At 61.5% G+C, this 14,837-nt stretch carries 14 protein-coding genes and 1 other RNA gene; 3 read left to right on the forward strand and 12 right to left on the reverse strand.

Annotated features, from left to right (window positions below):
- Positions 1–62: 62 nt before the first annotated feature.
- The 5 genes from FVE66_RS10310 to FVE66_RS10330 all read right to left on the reverse strand — a co-directional run bounded on the left by FVE66_RS10310 (position 63) and on the right by FVE66_RS10330 (position 4,588).
- Positions 63–452, reverse strand: a complete 390-nt coding sequence (locus FVE66_RS10310) for a hypothetical protein (protein ID WP_151447358.1) — start codon at positions 450–452, stop codon at positions 63–65.
- Between the two features lie 96 nt (positions 453–548).
- On the reverse strand, positions 549–1,328 hold the full coding sequence (locus tag FVE66_RS10315) for a porin family protein (protein ID WP_151447359.1): 780 nt from the start codon (positions 1,326–1,328) through the stop codon (positions 549–551).
- A 378-nt stretch (positions 1,329–1,706) separates the two neighbouring features.
- The gene (locus FVE66_RS10320) at positions 1,707–2,012 is read right to left on the reverse strand and encodes a hypothetical protein (protein ID WP_151447360.1); all 306 of its coding nucleotides are present in this window, start codon (positions 2,010–2,012) and stop codon (positions 1,707–1,709) included.
- A 139-nt stretch (positions 2,013–2,151) separates the two neighbouring features.
- Positions 2,152–3,945: an adenosylcobalamin-dependent ribonucleoside-diphosphate reductase gene (locus tag FVE66_RS10325; RefSeq protein WP_151447361.1), complete on the reverse strand. Its 1,794-nt coding sequence runs from the start codon at positions 3,943–3,945 to the stop codon at positions 2,152–2,154.
- A 34-nt stretch (positions 3,946–3,979) separates the two neighbouring features.
- On the reverse strand, positions 3,980–4,588 hold the full coding sequence (locus tag FVE66_RS10330) for an HPF/RaiA family ribosome-associated protein (protein WP_151447362.1): 609 nt from the start codon (positions 4,586–4,588) through the stop codon (positions 3,980–3,982).
- Between the two features lie 473 nt (positions 4,589–5,061).
- Here FVE66_RS10330 and FVE66_RS10335 point away from each other — a divergent pair, with 473 nt between their 5' ends.
- Positions 5,062–5,940: an NAD(P)-binding domain-containing protein gene (locus FVE66_RS10335; RefSeq protein WP_161993252.1), complete on the forward strand. Its 879-nt coding sequence runs from the start codon at positions 5,062–5,064 to the stop codon at positions 5,938–5,940.
- Here the strand turns inward: FVE66_RS10335 and FVE66_RS10340 are convergent.
- Entirely contained in the window at positions 5,930–7,108 is a 1,179-nt protein-coding gene (locus tag FVE66_RS10340) for a DUF3095 family protein (protein WP_151447364.1), read from the reverse strand. The genes FVE66_RS10335 and FVE66_RS10340 overlap by 11 nt on opposite strands.
- Before the next feature lie 170 nt (positions 7,109–7,278).
- Here FVE66_RS10340 and katG point away from each other — a divergent pair, with 170 nt between their 5' ends.
- Both katG and FVE66_RS10350 read left to right on the forward strand, forming a co-directional pair.
- The gene (gene katG / locus FVE66_RS10345) at positions 7,279–9,453 is read left to right on the forward strand and encodes a catalase/peroxidase HPI (protein WP_151447365.1); all 2,175 of its coding nucleotides are present in this window, start codon (positions 7,279–7,281) and stop codon (positions 9,451–9,453) included.
- A 156-nt stretch (positions 9,454–9,609) separates the two neighbouring features.
- Positions 9,610–10,734: a Fic family protein gene (locus FVE66_RS10350; protein ID WP_151447366.1), complete on the forward strand. Its 1,125-nt coding sequence runs from the start codon at positions 9,610–9,612 to the stop codon at positions 10,732–10,734.
- Between the two features lie 310 nt (positions 10,735–11,044).
- On the opposite strand, the gene FVE66_RS10355 is transcribed toward FVE66_RS10350, so the two are convergent.
- From FVE66_RS10355 to ubiG, 6 genes are all read right to left on the reverse strand, one after another.
- Positions 11,045–11,425: a type II toxin-antitoxin system death-on-curing family toxin gene (locus FVE66_RS10355; protein WP_151447367.1), complete on the reverse strand. Its 381-nt coding sequence runs from the start codon at positions 11,423–11,425 to the stop codon at positions 11,045–11,047.
- A gap of 3 nt (positions 11,426–11,428) precedes the next feature.
- Entirely contained in the window at positions 11,429–11,659 is a 231-nt protein-coding gene (locus FVE66_RS10360) for a hypothetical protein (protein WP_151447368.1), read from the reverse strand.
- A 274-nt stretch (positions 11,660–11,933) separates the two neighbouring features.
- Positions 11,934–12,312: a transfer-messenger RNA gene (gene ssrA / locus FVE66_RS10365) on the reverse strand.
- A 72-nt stretch (positions 12,313–12,384) separates the two neighbouring features.
- Positions 12,385–13,176 (reverse strand): oxygen-binding di-iron domain-containing protein, encoded by a 792-nt coding sequence (locus tag FVE66_RS10370; RefSeq protein ID WP_151447369.1) that lies wholly within the window; start codon positions 13,174–13,176, stop codon positions 12,385–12,387.
- A gap of 113 nt (positions 13,177–13,289) precedes the next feature.
- Positions 13,290–13,970 (reverse strand): HAD family hydrolase, encoded by a 681-nt coding sequence (locus FVE66_RS10375; protein ID WP_151447370.1) that lies wholly within the window; start codon positions 13,968–13,970, stop codon positions 13,290–13,292.
- Positions 13,971–13,995: 25 nt separating this feature from the next.
- Positions 13,996–14,691, reverse strand: a complete 696-nt coding sequence (gene ubiG / locus FVE66_RS10380; protein ID WP_151447371.1) for a bifunctional 2-polyprenyl-6-hydroxyphenol methylase/3-demethylubiquinol 3-O-methyltransferase UbiG — start codon at positions 14,689–14,691, stop codon at positions 13,996–13,998.
- Positions 14,692–14,837: the final 146 nt, after the last annotated feature.

Genomic DNA, 14,837 nt, shown 5'->3' on the forward strand with positions numbered 1-14,837 from the left:
CTTGTTCCTGCCGCGACGCCGGCATGCTCAGTTGAGTTGATGATTTGGCTGCTCCCGGGGTGCTATTTCGGACCCATGGCGTTGCCGGCGGCGCTACCGCTGCCAGCAACGCCGCCTGGATTGATGCCGAGTGGGGGAACCGGGCCGGTGAATTGCTGCGGCGTGAAGCCGCCGCCGAAGGTCTGGGTGGATGCTCCCGGTGTGCCGATCTGTGAACCGAAGCCGCCGGTGATGCTGCCGGGACTGCCGCTGCCGCCGCCGGGACCCATGCCGGAGCCGCTGCCGAAACCGATCGCCGGCGGGGCCGACTGCGCCGTGCTTCCTGGCTGCTGCGATTGGGTTTGTTGCGCCGAGGCGGACATGGCCACGCATAGCAGGGAGCATGCCAGTCCAGATAGTGTCCGTCGCACTGTCCGCCGCACTGTCCCGCTCATTGCTGCATTCATTTTCATTTCATTCACCTTGATTTCATTCACCTTCAATTACGCCTGGCGGGACGTGGGTCGCGCCGGCGGACGCCATGGCAATACGGGATCGGCAAACGATGCTCAATAGCTGAAGCTCAGACCGGCAGATACGATGTGGCTGGTGTACGCGGTGCCTGCGAAGTTGGAGTCATTGTCCTGGAACGCGTAGCCGAGGCTCAGGTACCAGTTTTTCGACACTTTCTCGGTGCCCTCCAGGAACCAGGTCTTCGACTTGGTATTGAATGGCGTGGTGCTCTTGAAGTCGCGGCTCGCGTGGCTGAATCCGAGGTTGATGAAGCGGTCCTTGTTGGGCAGGTATCCCAGGCTCACTGCATAGGTCGGGCCGGTGCTGCTGAAGGTGCTGAGGTTGGCACGGTTGTCTTCGTAGTCGGCCACGCCCTTGAGCCACACCGTCTGGGTCAGTTGCCTCTTGATTTCGGCTGTCGCGCCGTAGCCGCTGGAATCGCGGTCGTGCTGCCGGGTTTCACGCACGAAGGCGCGGCCTGTCAACTGGCCCGACCATTTTGGCGAAAACTGCCGGTAGAAGCCTGCGCTGCCCATCAGCGTGGAACTGTCGAGGTTGCTGAAATTGTTGTACCGGGAAACCAGGGCGCCGACCTGGCCGACGAAATAGTCGGTCTGCTCCCTGTTCAGCGGCGTGAAATACACCGCGGAGGCGCTTAGCGCCAGGAAGCTGTCGCTGCGCTGGTTGGCCTTGGTCGGCAAATCCGGCGAGCCGTTGACGTTGCTGTCGTGAGATAGCCGGGCGCCCGCATTCAGGGTCACTTCGGCATGGGAAGAGGCGGCCAGCACGGCAAGGGCCGTGGCGGCTGCGAGCTTCAGGTGGAAAGGGCCGTGCATGCAAACCTCACTGCTGTGGGTGCTGCCTTATGTTCGAACCCTGGATGCCAGCCTGGCTGGCGGGGTTCGGCCTGAAGTTCAGATTTTGTTGCTGCAGGCCATGTTAGAACACATTCCAGCTGCATTTGCAAATTTGCAACGTAGCATGGACCAAAATAATTGGGTGAATGGTGAATGCCGGCCAGCCCCGAGCGGGGAGGCGGGATCGACGAAGGGGGCGGCTGCGAGGTCCAGGCCATGCGTCGCCTTGAAGGCTGATCATTACCCGCATCCTGATTCCTGGCGTAGCCCGGCGCACGCATTCGTGGCGTGCGCCGTTCTGCGCTGTCAATCGAGACATGGGTAACGATCCGGCCACAAGTCCGGAACTGCTCCGGTTCAAAGAATCCTGAAAATCTCCCAGCGCGATGTGCCCGAAACCACGTAGGGCTCGAGTTCGTCGCTCCACTGTTGGTGAGCCGGGATGTTCGGGAGTTTTGCCCAGGCGCGTTCGATTTCCCCGAGGTCCGCAACCTCCCACTCATGCACGACGGTCGCTTCCAGCGCGCCGATCGAGCCGGTCAGGATGCGTCCCGGCCGGATGCCGAGTTGTGGTGCGATCCTGGTCTCCCATTCGCGCAGTTTTTCGATGACCTTCTGCTTCTGCCCGAAGTGGGCGTCGATCTGCCATCTGGCAAGCAGCATGATGTGGCTCCATGCGACGACCTGTGCCTGTGACCGGTCGCGCGCAGTTGGCAGGCCGCGCAGGCTTTGTCGGGGCCTGTCGCGCACAGGCAAACGCCCGGCGCACGCGAGCAAGGCGCCGCCGGGCAGGTATTCCGGGTCAGGTCTGGCTGCACTCCTTGGCGCAGGACAGGATGGATTCGCTGCTCTCTCCGGCGCGGTACATGGTGCAGCCTTTCAATCCGAGTTCGAACGCAACATTGAACAGATCGCGCACATCTTCGTAGCGGGATTGCGCGGGAAGGTTGATGGTCTTGGAGACTGCCTGGTCGACATGGGCCTGGCACGCCGCCTGCAACTTGAGCTGCTCGGCCGGCGCCACGTCGGCCGCTTGCACGAAAGCGGCCGGCAGCGGTTGTCCCGGATGCAGTTCGCGAAACAACTGCCACGCATGATCCTGCACTGGCACGCTCGTCACCTGGCCGTCGCGGGTGCTGATGCGGCGCTGTCCCTCGAACGCATACACCGGCTCGATGCCGCTCGAGACATTGTTGGCCAGCAGGCTGATGGATCCGGCGGGCGCGATTGCAGTCAGGTGGCTGTTGTGGATGCCATGCAGCCGTATCGATTCCTGCAGCGACTCGGGCAGCCTGCGCACGAATCCGCCAGCGAGATAGGAGTTTGCGCGAAAGGCCGGGAAGCGGCCGCGCTCGGCCACCATTTCCACCGAGCGTTCGTAGGCCGCAAGGCAGATGGTGCGCATCACGGCGTCGCCAACCTCAAGCGAGGGCGGCGAGCCATAGCGCACGCCCAGCATGGCCAGTGCATCGGCCAGGCCAGTGATGCCGAGGCCTATGCGACGCGAAGCCCGTGCGGCCTTCTTCTGCGCGGCCAGTGGAAACGACGAGCAGTCGTAGACGTTGTCCAGCATGCGCACCGCCACGCTGGCCATGTTCCTGATGCCATCCATGTCGAGCCGGGCCGAGGTGGTGAAGGGCTTCAGGACGAATTGCGTCAGGTTGATCGAGCCGAGATTGCAGGCGCCGTGCGGCGGTAGCGGCACTTCACCGCAGGGGTTGGTGGCGCTGACCGGTTCGCCGTAATACAGGTTGTCGTCCTGGGCGATACGGTCGATGAACAGCACCCCCGGATCGCCGCAATCGAATGCGGCACGGCACAGGCGTTCCCACAATTCGCGCGCAGGCAGGGTTTTGGTCACCATGCAGGGGGTGGGGCTGATCGAGCCTGACCATACCCGGTCCCAGATGGCGGCGCCGGCCGGCACCGGCCGGCCGCCGACCGGAAACATCAGCGACCACGGCCCATCGTCGGCCACTGCGCGCATGAACGCATCGGTGACCAGCACCGAGAGGTTGAAATGCCGCAGTGCTTTCTTGTCACGCCCGGCATCGATGAATGCTTCTATATCCGGATGATCGCAGCGCAGGGTCGCCATCATCGCGGCCCGGCGCGGGCCGCGGGTGGCCAGTGCGTTGCATGCTTCTTCCCACACGCGCAGGAAGCGCACAGGTCCGGTTGCCTGCTGCCCGTATTCGCCGACCGCGGCGCCTGCCGGCCGCAAGGTGGAAAAGTCGCAGCCGATGCCGCCACCGGCCTGCAGCGTCAGCATCGATTCGGCGAGAGTGGAAAAAATCCCGCCGATCGAGTCATGCATGGTGCCGGTGACGAAGCAGTTGAACAGGGTGAAGTCGTCGCCGGCGCCGGCGCCGGCCATGATGCGCCCGCCGGGCAGGAAGCGAAATCCGGCCAGCGCCTGCTCGAAAGACTGCAGCCATTGCTGCCGGTGATGTGCCTCGGGCGCGGACAGCGCCAACGCCACCCGCGAGCGGGTTTCAGCGAGGGTGTGCTCGCTTCGCCGGCCGGGCTGCTGCAGGCTGTATTTGGCGCGCCACACCTGCTCCGAGATGGGCTGGGTGAATTCAGTATCTGCCATACCTGCCTCCGGTTTCATGTCAGCGCAATACGGCTTAAATCTTCCCTGGGTCGATGCCGGCGCCGCGTTGATCCTGGCGGGCGGCGAGATGATGTTTTCCGACCAGGTGAACAGTGGTCGCCTGCGGGCCGTCATCGCCCAACTCTTCGTCGAAGCGCACTTCAGCACCGGGATGCAGAAGGTCGAAATCCCCTTCGGCCAGGCTGTTGCGGTGGAAGTAGATGCGCCGGTTGTCGGATGCATCAATCCATCCGAAATCTTTTTCCGGATGCAGCTCGGAGACGACGCCGTGCAGCGGGGTGTCGTGCAGCTTGACCTCGCCTTGCAGATGGCGCGCGTGGTCCTCCAGCATGCGCCGCATGGAGTCGAAGGTGTCGCGGATTGCGACATATACATCGGTATAGCCATGATGCTCGTCCGGCTCGCGCCCGGCGACCAGCTCTCGTCCCGGCACCCTGACGTCGATGCGAACGTGGAAATGATTGCCGGACTGGTGATGCCGGTGCAGCGACTCGACCGCGACCCTGCAGCTCATGATCTGGTGATGAAAATTGGCGAGCTTGTCTGCCCGTTCCTGGACCTTGGCCTCGACGGCGTCCGACCGTTCCATGCCCCGGAAGGTAATTTGTACTGGTGCGTCCATGATGTATTTCCTCGTTTGTTGACACGGTGCGCTGCGACTGCCAGCGACAACAGCGTGCTCGTGGAAGGAAAGTATCTGGCAGCGATTTCGCCGGTGCGAGACACAGATCAAATGGATCGTAAAAAACCTGGAATTGGGGCGATTTCATGCGCGCCTTGCATGCAGGAATCGACCGTGAAAATCGGGCGCCGGAAGTGGCACTTGTTGATCATGATCAGAGAATTCTGCGGCGATGGAGCTAGTCTGATTACAAGGCGGCCCGGGGATGGCGCAGCGCGACACCAAGTGTCAGGCACCTTGAGTGAATTACTCAATGGTCAAGCAGCGGACTTCCCAGTACGGGCCGCCCCTTTCCGCCCCTTTCACTTCCACAGCGGCAGCTCCTCGCCAGATCGTCTTGATCGTTCTGATGATGTCCGGCATCAAGCCTGATGCCGGCGAGGCTACGCATTGCATGGGCAGACCGGCACCACATGGTTGAAAAGAAGAAGCGTCAGGTAGCCGTTGTCGGACTGGGACCACTGGGCAGGGCATGCGCGAATGCGCTGGCTGCGCTGGCTACGCGCGACGACGAGCTGGTCCTGGCCGGCATGGTCCGTCGTGCCGAATCGCTGGGCCGACCCTTCGATGTTCCGAGAGACTACCCGGTGGTGGGCCATGTGCGCGACTTGCCTGCGGTCGATGTGGTGCTGCTGTGCGTCCCGCCCGAAGATGCGCCGGGCGTAGCCCGCGAGCTGTTGCAGGGACGCATTCCGGTGGTGGAGTGCGCAGGCCTGGAAGGTGGTGCGCTTGACCAGTACTATGCGGACCTGAACGACTTCGCGCTGGCGCACCGGGCCATAGCGATTGTCGGCGCTGGCTGGGATCCGGGTTTGTTGCCCATGTTCACCCGCGCATTCCGCATGCTGATCCCGCATGGCCATGACACCTTGCACCGGCATCCCGGGGTTGCGCTGCACCACAGCGCCGCCGTCGCGCACATCGACGGCATCGAGGGCGCGCTGACCGGCGAATACCACGGCCCGGGCGATGCCATGCAGCGCTACGTCTATGTGCAGATCAAGCCAGGCGCCGACTTCGACGAGGTGCGCAGCATGATCGAGGCGGACCCGTTATTCGCGGGCGAGAGCACGCAAGTGTTCCGCGTGGAAAACCTGGCAGAAATCGAGAACGAGGAAGGGCACGGCGTGGTGCTGGAACGGCTCTCGGCCGAGAGTGCCGGCATCCATTCCAGCCTGCAACTGGAAGCGCGATACCAGCTGGCCCCGTTCGCTGCGCAGGTGATGCTGGATGGCGCGCGCAGGATCTTCCTGATGAAGCCTGGCGCGCATCGTTATACGCTCAGTGGCTAGCTAAAACCGCCTCGGGAGAAATTACGTCATCGGGGCGCTTCAACGATCGTTTGAGCTGTTGAGCCGCCATCGCGTAGCCGCCATTTCCACCATCAACAAAATGGACGTGGTGCTGCATGCTCCGCACAAAGCAGGTCATCAATGCGTGGTCGCTGTAGTGTATGCCGTAATCAACATGGCCCGCGTCGTGCAGTGACTGGAGCATGGCCTCGATCCGCATGGCCTGGTCGTCACTGACGTCGATGACCGCCCTGAACACATCGTCGAGCTTCATGTGATCCGTGTTCTCGGCCAGCGAGGCAATGTATTTGCCGGCCGCACTGTCCGGCTTGTGCGCTTGCTTCCTGACGATGCCCGAAAAAAGTCCGGTCAGCAACCAGATGCCCGCGTACTTGAGCGCGCGCACCAGCGTTTCCGAATGCTTGTAGTTGATTTCAGTCTTGAGGTGGGCGGGCGGCCAGGTCAGGGGCAGGTTGCTGGTCTTCACCGGGTTGATGAAGGGCGACATTTCTTCCAGTGATGCCAGCAGGGTCCGCAGTTCCGCGAGTCCGGGATCCCTTGCCTTGACCAGCAGGGTCATGATGCGTCCATTAGCTGAAGGCACATCGTTCCAGCGGCATTCCAGGCCATCGACCGAGGCCTGTGGATCGAGCGTCGGCGCGACCTGGTACTTGTCCGGAAAAGTCTTGATCAGATCCTCGGCCAGGGACAGGCCGCCGCCGGCGAACAGCGCCAGCTCGAAACCTGCTGGCATCTTGCGCAAGGCCATCTTGACCTCGGCGCCATGCAGCCGCACGTCGCGCGCCGAAATGCAGCCCACCCGCAGGCGCAGTCCGCTGGTTGAAAGCGCCCTTGCACGCAGCGCCATCAGGGCGCTGCCCACCGCAGCTTCGCTGGCAGGAGGGGCCGCCACGATGGTGCCGTCGCCTCCGAATACAAAGGGTATCCGGTCGGACTGGCAGGCATTGGTTGCGGCAACGATGCAGGCGGCGCCAAGCGCATTGACTTCCTTGTAGCGCCCTTGCTCGATGGCCCGCGTCGAGTCTTCCACGTCCGCCACGAAAATCCGCCAGTCGTCGGGCAATGCAACAAAGCGCTCGGGCTCGACCCATTCGGCCAAGCTCTTCATGCGCGGAGCGCGGGCGTAGAAATCCGGGGCGGGAATCATGTGTTGGGTCTGGCTCTCTGATGATGAGTGTGGCAATGATGCCTTCAAGCTGGTGGGGCGGCGAGAATTTTCCAGCAGTCACGGTTGTTCGTCACGTTTGTTTTCGCCATGGCCTGCAGTCTTGAATACTGCTATCGTAGTTTCAATCAATATTCAACAGGAGCGTCGCGATGGATAGCAACGACACGAATACTGGCGGCAAGTGTCCGGTGATGCATGGCGGGGCCACATCGGCCGGCATCTCCAACATGGCGTGGTGGCCCAAGGCGCTCAATCTTGACATCCTGCACCAGCACGATACCAAGACCAATCCGATGGGAGAGGGCTTCAACTATCGGGAAGAGCTCAAGAAGCTTGACGTAGCGGCGCTCAAGAAAGACTTGCATGCCCTGATGACCGACAGTCAGGACTGGTGGCCGGCGGACTGGGGTCACTACGGCGGCCTGATGATCCGCATGGCGTGGCACTCTGCAGGCAGCTACCGCATCGCTGATGGCCGTGGCGGCGGCGGCAAGGGCAACCAGCGCTTCGCGCCGCTCAACTCCTGGCCCGACAACGTGAACCTGGACAAGGCGCGTCGTCTGCTCTGGCCGATCAAGAAAAAATACGGCAACAAGCTCAGCTGGGCTGACCTGATCGTCCTGGCTGGCACCATTGCCTATGAGTCGATGGGCCTGAAGACCTTCGGTTTTGCTTTTGGCCGCGAGGATATCTGGCATCCCGAGAAGGACACTTACTGGGGTTCCGAGAAAGAGTGGCTGGCTCCCAGTGGCGGCGCCAACAGTCGCTACTCGGGTGAGCGCGACCTGGAAAACCCGCTGGCCGCCGTGATGATGGGGCTGATCTACGTCAACCCTCAAGGCGTGGACGGCAAGCCTGATCCGCTCAAGACCGCACATGATGTGCGCGAGACCTTCGCGCGCATGGCCATGAACGACGAGGAAACCGTTGCCCTCACCGCCGGTGGCCACACGGTGGGCAAATGCCACGGCAATGGCGATGCCACGCTGCTGGGCCCGGAACCCGAGGCCGCCGAGGTCGACGAGCAGGGCCTGGGCTGGATCAACAAGACCAAGCGCGGCATTGGCCGCGATACCGTGACCAGCGGCCTCGAAGGCGCATGGACCACCCACCCCACCAAGTGGGACGGCGGTTACTTCGACATGCTGCTCACGCACGATTGGGCACTCAAAAAAAGCCCGGCAGGCGCCTGGCAATGGGAACCCGTCAACATCAAGGAAGAAGACAAGCCGGTCGATGTCGAGGATCCCTCGATCCGCCACAAGCCCATCATGACCGATGCCGACATGGCCATGAAGATGGATCCGGCCTATCGGGCAATTTCCGAGCGCTTCCACAAGGATCCTGCGTACTTATCGGAAGTCTTCGCACGTGCCTGGTTCAAGCTGACCCACCGCGACATGGGCCCGAAAGCGCGTTACCTCGGCCCGGATGTGCCGAAAGAAGACCTGATCTGGCAGGACCCGGTGCCCGCAGGCCGCACCGGCTATGACCTTGCCGCCGTGAAAGCAAAGATCGAAGCCAGCGGCCTGAGTGTCAGCGAAATGGTCGCCACCGCGTGGGACAGCGCTCGCACTTTCCGTGCTTCCGACAAGCGCGGTGGCGCCAACGGTGCGCGTATCCGCCTCGCCCCGCAAAAAGATTGGGAGGGCAACGAGCCTGCGCGCCTTTCCAAGGTACTCAAGGTGCTCGAAGGCATCGCGGCTGATACCGGTGCCAGCGTGGCCGATGTCATCGTGTTGGCCGGAAACCTGGGTGTCGAGCAGGCGGCCAGGGCCGCAGGCGTGACGATCACTGTCCCCTTCGCTGCGGGGCGGGGCGATGCCTCCCAAGACATGACGGATGTCGAGTCGTTCGACCCGCTGGAGCCGATCCATGACGGCTACCGCAATTGGCTCAAGAAAGACTATGGGGTCAGTGCAGAAGAGTTGATGCTCGATCGTACGCAACTCATGGGGCTGACTGCTCATGAGATGACTGCGCTGGTCGGCGGCATGCGGGTTCTTGGTACCAACCACGGCGGCAGCAAGCACGGCGTATTCACCGATCGCGAAGGCGTCCTGACGAACGACTTTTTTGTGAACCTGACAGACATGAGATACACGTGGAAGCCGGCGGGCAAAAACCTGTATGAAATCCGTGACCGCAAGACAGACGCGGTCAAGTGGACGGCGACCCGGATTGATCTCGTCTTCGGATCCAACTCCATCCTTCGCGCCTATGCCGAGGTCTACGCGCAGGACGACAACAAGGAGAAGTTCGTCCACGACTTCGTTGCCGCCTGGACGAAGGTCATGAACGCTGACCGCTTCGATATCGCATAGCGCAGGGCGTGTATCCCTGCGTTGCTGAGAGGGGCGGCGCAGGGATGCTTATTCGGTCCCGGGGAATTCGTACACGCAGAGAATGGGGCCCACTTTCACCGCACTCTGTGCAGCGAATACCTTGCGGATGCGGAGAATGATGCTCATAATCTCCGCATGAATAGCGGCGATTATAAATATATCTGGCAGGCCAATGGCTGGCCGGACTGGCGCTTTGATCTGGCGGCACTGGCAGGATCCATGGCCGAGGTCAGTCGTGCCCAGGGACTGTTGATGGGGCGGCTGGCCGACGTCGGCATGGCGCTTCGCGATCAGGCCAGCCTGGCCGCGCTGACCGACGATGTGGTCAAGACCAGTGAGATCGAGGGCGAACAGCTCAACGTCGCATCCGTACGGTCGTCCATTGCCCGCCGTCTGGGAGTGGACATCGGAGCGCTGGCACCGGTGGATCGCCACGTCGAAGGCATGGTTGATATGGTGCTCGATGCCGCATCCAACAGCCAGGCACCCGTTACCAGGGATCGCTTGTTCGGTTGGCACGCTGCGTTGTTCCCGACGGGCTACTCTGGCCTGGCCAGGATCAAGGTCGGTGCCTGGCGCGACGATGCCAGTGGTCCCATGCAAGTGGTGTCTGGCCCCATCGGCCGCCAGCGTGTGCATTTCGAGGCGCCGCCAGCACACCGGCTGGAGGCTGAGACAAGCCGATTCCTGGACTGGGTTAACGGTCCACCCACTGAGCCCCTGCTGATCAGGGCGGGACTTGGCCATCTGTGGTTCGTCACATTGCACCCATTCGACGACGGCAACGGGCGTATTGCCCGTGCCATCGGCGATCTGCTGCTGGCGCGCGCAGACGGCAGCCCGCAGCGCTTTTACAGCCTGTCGGCGCAGATCCACCGCGAGCGCAAGGCCTACTACGACATCCTGGAGCGGACACAGAAGCGGTCGATGGATGTCACCGATTGGCTGGCCTGGTTCCTGGATAGTCTGCACCGTGCCGTCGATCAGGCACAGCACACGCTCGACGCAGTGCTGCTCAAAACCAGGTTCTGGCAGCGTTGGGCGACCATGCCATTGAACGAGCGACAGGTGAAGCTGCTCGACAAATTGCTTGATGGCTTTGACGGCAAGCTCACCAGCAGCAAGTGGGCCGCCATCGCCAGATGTTCCCCGGATACGGCTCTGCGCGACATCAACGATCTGCTGGCGCGCGGCGTGTTGCGGAAAGCGGATGGCGGCGGACGCAGTACCAGCTACGAGTTGAACGATCTGCCGACGTAGTAGCGTCTTTCGAAATTGGCTTGGCTCGTGTGCGAAATGGCGCGTTCATGGACTCCTGGCAAGTCATTCGGAAGGGGATCAGGATGGAAGTCGCTCGATTCAATTTGCGCGAGCCTGCAATGAAGACAAAAGGCTGGAGGCGTACTCGGTCGGTTGCCATATGCGTAGCCGCGTAACGTCCGTCCAGTGTGTACGCCCTCATTCGTGGGGGGGGGGCTTGAGTCGGGACGGGTCGACGGCCACGGGCGAGTACGCCACCTTGGGGATCAGCTTGTCGGCCTTGGTCTTGTCCATCCGATTCGCCATTACATCACTCGGCGGTGGTCGCGAACGCTCGAAGCCACGGTTCGAGGTGAGCAATATCGAAAGTGCCGGATTCGAGCATCTGCATCGTCTCGGTGTAGATCTGCATCGGCGGACGCTGCAGACGCCAACCGTTGATGCGCAGAAACACATCGGCGGCAGCGAATGCGATGCGCTTGGTGCCATCCACGAACGGGTGGTTGATGGCCAAGCTCTCTGTTAGCGCAGCCGCTTCAGCCACGATGTCTTTGTAGTAACCGGTTTGGGGCCGAAATAGTGCTGCTTCCAGTGCGCCAGGATCACGCACTCCCGGGGCGCCGCCGTAACGCTGCATCAGCACGTTGTGCATCCCAAGCACATCGGCCACTGTCAGGTAGTCGCGCGCCACGATTTACTTCGCCAACTCATGGTAGAGCTTGTCGAACTCATCCAGGCTGGATGCAAACGAGGCGACCACATGACGGCGGGGACGCTCCTTCTGCTGACGATCGATGTAATCGCGCAAGGCTTCATCCAGGACAGCCTGGAACTGGCGACCTTGGGATTCCGCAATCTGGCGCAGCGCGGCCAGCACATCTGGCGCGGCTTGGGAGGAAAACTTTTCGCGGACGGAGGTGCTCATGGCAAACCTCATCATGATAGAACTTGATGTTTCAGCATAGAGCAAGATCGCACGATTCGCCACTCTCGCGAGACTGGGGTTGAGTGATACCTGCGGGCATTTTCTTGAGTTGGTGGAGGCGGCGGGAATCTCCCGGTCTTCGCGCTTGCAAGCGCGAAGCCGCTACGGCAGCGACGAGCATGCTCGTCGAAACCCTGCCTTCGCCCCGCGTCCCGCGGGTTCGAGCCAAACTGCAACCACCAATTAAAAAGCCACCTTGCGGTGGCTGTTTAATTGGTGGAGGCGGCGGGAATCGAACCCGCGTCCAAAGGTACTCTACAGACAGTTCTACATACTTAGCCTCGCCATTTGATTTAACCCCGGTCGCCGCGGACGGACACGCTGCGGTGAGGCGAGTGACCTATTTTTTAACACTGTCCCAAGCCACCCGGGTCAGTGCGATTCCCTGTGTATGACTCCGCTGCTGTTGCCAGCCCACCCCAGGGAAGAGGTGGTGCGGAGCTAGGCGGTTTTTAAGCGCCTAGGGGTATCACGCCGCTAGGGCGTGAGTTTCGTCGTTTGCAGTTGTCTGCTTCTGGATGTATTTACGAGGTAACCAGTCCTCGGTATGCCCTGCGCTGCTTTGCAACCCCTGTCGAAACCAGGTCGCCCCCATAAGCTGCTCGATTGTACCCCATATGGGATGCAGGCCCGGGGCTTCAAGGCCTCCCATGAAATTTACCGGATCAAGGTGTCACGTTCAGGCTGGTGGGCGCCTTGTACATTTCTTGTGTCACCAGGTCAATTCCGCATGGCAATGCTTCGATCCAGTCGAGGAAGCGGCCAACCATCTCCTTGCCCTTGTAGGGCGCGCCGTGCTGCGGAACGATCCATTCGGGGTCGAGTTTGCGCACCATCGATGCCCAGTATCGGCAAACCTTGTTGGACACCATGTAGCGGGAATGGAAACCACGAATGAAGGGCAGGTGCTGGTCGAAATCGGCGACCGGTGTGGTGCTCACCTTGCCAGGCATCATGGATGCGCCCATGTCGCCCGAAAACAGGATCCGGCTTACCGGGTCGTAGAACTGCAGGTTGCCTTCCGAATGCAGGAAGTGCGCTGGCAGGATCTGGAAGGTGGTGTCGCCAAACGGCAGCAGCGTGCCTTCATCGGGGATAGGGATGATCCGGCCCTCGGTCTTGCCCTGGGGGCAAAAGTGGGGGACGAAGCGAGACCAGATCGCGGAAATCAGCAGGCGGGTTTCAGAGCCCGAGATCCAGCGCGGCAAGGACGCAATGATGTCGGGGTCGGCATGGGACGCGAAGACGTATTTCAGTTGCTTGGGCGGGAAATACTTGTTCATCGTGATGAACAAGTCGTTGTAGGTCAGGACCCCGCCCGGATCGAGGAGGATGCCATTCCCGTCCTGGACGATCAGGAACTGGTTGGACTGGACTGATTCACCCTCGCCTTCGCTGACGAGGTCCGAGAACATCACGCAGATGTGCTTACCGTTGTTGAATAATTCGACTGACATCAGCGCATGCTCCAGAGAAAAATTGATGTTGGATATTTCGAAGAGAAAAAACGTTGATTCAGGTCAACTGCACCGCAAAATGGGGCAGATGCGACCAGTCCGGGTGGTGCGACTCAGACCCGTGCCGGGCTGGCGAGCAGGTCGAGGATCGCGAGCGGCGATTCGACGACGCAGTCGGCTTCCCATCCGTTCGGATCGTTGTCGCCACAGTATCCCCACGCGGCCGCAATGGCGAACATGCCGGCGGCTTTTGCTGCCTGCATGTCGCGCAGGTCGTCGCCGACATACCAGCAGTCAGACGCGCTGATTCCAATACGACGAGAGGCTTCGAACAGGGAGGCCGGGTGCGGCTTGAGGTGGGGCGTGGTGTCGCCGGCGATCACGCAGGAGGCGTCGCCGAGGCCAATCAGCGGTACCAGGAGATTCGTCAGGCGGGCCGCTTTGTTGGTGACTACGCCCCACTGTATGCTTCTTGCCTGCAATTGCATCAGAAGGGGGAGAACACCGTCGAACAGGGTGCTGCTTTCAGCGATCGCAGATTCATAGTTCGCAAGGAAGGCCACACGCAGCGCTTCGAATTCCTCATGGTCGGGCGCAATGCCGAAGGCGGCGCCGATCAGGCCGCGCGCACCGTGCGATGCGACCGGACGCAGCGCTTCATAGGGTGTGGGCGCCAGGCCGCGGTCGATGCGCAACTTGTTGACTGCGGCGGCCAGGTCGGGGGCGGTATCGGCCAGGGTGCCATCGAGATCGAACAGGATGGCGCGCGGGGCCGGCAGGGCGGTGATGTTCATTTGAATCGGCAGATGGGGGCTTGCTTCAGGCAGGGCGCTGGCAGGCCATCAGGTAGTTGACGTCGGTATCCTGGTTCAGCGAGTACATTTTTGTCAGCGGGTTGTAGGTCAGCCCCTTGACCGCGTCCAGGTCCAGTCCAGCATGGCGGGTATATCGTGCCAGTTCGGCCGGCTTGATGAATTTTGCATAGTCGTGGGTCCCCTTGGGCAGCATTTTCAGGACGTACTCGGCACCGATTACCGCGAAAAGATAGGACTTCGGGTTGCGGTTGATGGTCGAGAAGAATACGTGGCCACCCGGCCGGACCAATGTCGCGCAGGCATGGACGATGGCTTCGGGGTCGGGGACGTGTTCCAGCATTTCCATGCAGGTGACGACGTCGAAACCGGATGGCTCCCGCGCGGCCATGTCTTCGGCAGCGACCAGCTCGTACCGTACCTGCACGCCGGTTTCCAGGCTGTGCAAGTCAGCTACCTTCAGCGCTTTGTCGGAGAGATCGATGCCGGTGACTTCCGCACCTTTCCTGGCCATCGATTCAGCAAGGATTCCACCGCCGCAGCCGATATCAAGCACGCGCTTGCCCTTGAGCGGTGCGCGTGCGTTTATCCATTCGAGACGAAGCGGATTGATTTCGTGCAGCGGGCGGAATTCGGAGGTGGGATCCCACCATCGATGGGCGAGATCGCTGAATTTCTGCACTTCTGATGGGTCGACGTTCATGGGAGTAATGATAGCGGTAGCAGCGTGTGCTTGTCGCCTCCAGATTGCGTGGCGGTGCAATCAGGCAAGGAAATCGGCCATGTTACTGCAATGCGGCGACCAACCTTGGCCCGGCTTCGCGGGGGCGGGGCAGTCATAAAAAAACC

The organism is Lacisediminimonas profundi, from assembly GCF_008831265.1.
Lineage (GTDB): Bacteria > Pseudomonadota > Gammaproteobacteria > Burkholderiales > Burkholderiaceae_D > Lacisediminimonas > Lacisediminimonas profundi.

What these genes read in the sequence shown, in the direction of transcription:
- FVE66_RS10330 (WP_151447362.1), bottom strand. Translation starts at nt 4,588, where the DNA reads ATGGACGCACCAGTACAAATTACCTTCCGGGGCATGGAACGGTCGGAC.
- FVE66_RS10340 (WP_151447364.1), bottom strand. Translation starts at nt 7,108, where the DNA reads ATGATTCCCGCCCCGGATTTCTACGCCCGCGCTCCGCGCATGAAGAGC.
- FVE66_RS10335 (WP_161993252.1), top strand. Translation starts at nt 5,062, where the DNA reads ATGGTTGAAAAGAAGAAGCGTCAGGTAGCCGTTGTCGGACTGGGACCA.
- FVE66_RS10320 (WP_151447360.1), bottom strand. Translation starts at nt 2,012, where the DNA reads ATGCTGCTTGCCAGATGGCAGATCGACGCCCACTTCGGGCAGAAGCAG.
- FVE66_RS10310 (WP_151447358.1), bottom strand. Translation starts at nt 452, where the DNA reads ATGAAAATGAATGCAGCAATGAGCGGGACAGTGCGGCGGACAGTGCGA.
- FVE66_RS10360 (WP_151447368.1), bottom strand. Translation starts at nt 11,659, where the DNA reads ATGAGCACCTCCGTCCGCGAAAAGTTTTCCTCCCAAGCCGCGCCAGAT.
- katG (WP_151447365.1), top strand. Translation starts at nt 7,279, where the DNA reads ATGGATAGCAACGACACGAATACTGGCGGCAAGTGTCCGGTGATGCAT.
- FVE66_RS10375 (WP_151447370.1), bottom strand. Translation starts at nt 13,970, where the DNA reads ATGAACATCACCGCCCTGCCGGCCCCGCGCGCCATCCTGTTCGATCTC.
- ubiG (WP_151447371.1), bottom strand. Translation starts at nt 14,691, where the DNA reads ATGAACGTCGACCCATCAGAAGTGCAGAAATTCAGCGATCTCGCCCAT.
- FVE66_RS10325 (WP_151447361.1), bottom strand. Translation starts at nt 3,945, where the DNA reads ATGGCAGATACTGAATTCACCCAGCCCATCTCGGAGCAGGTGTGGCGC.
- FVE66_RS10315 (WP_151447359.1), bottom strand. Translation starts at nt 1,328, where the DNA reads ATGCACGGCCCTTTCCACCTGAAGCTCGCAGCCGCCACGGCCCTTGCC.
- FVE66_RS10370 (WP_151447369.1), bottom strand. Translation starts at nt 13,176, where the DNA reads ATGTCAGTCGAATTATTCAACAACGGTAAGCACATCTGCGTGATGTTC.
- FVE66_RS10350 (WP_151447366.1), top strand. Translation starts at nt 9,610, where the DNA reads ATGAATAGCGGCGATTATAAATATATCTGGCAGGCCAATGGCTGGCCG.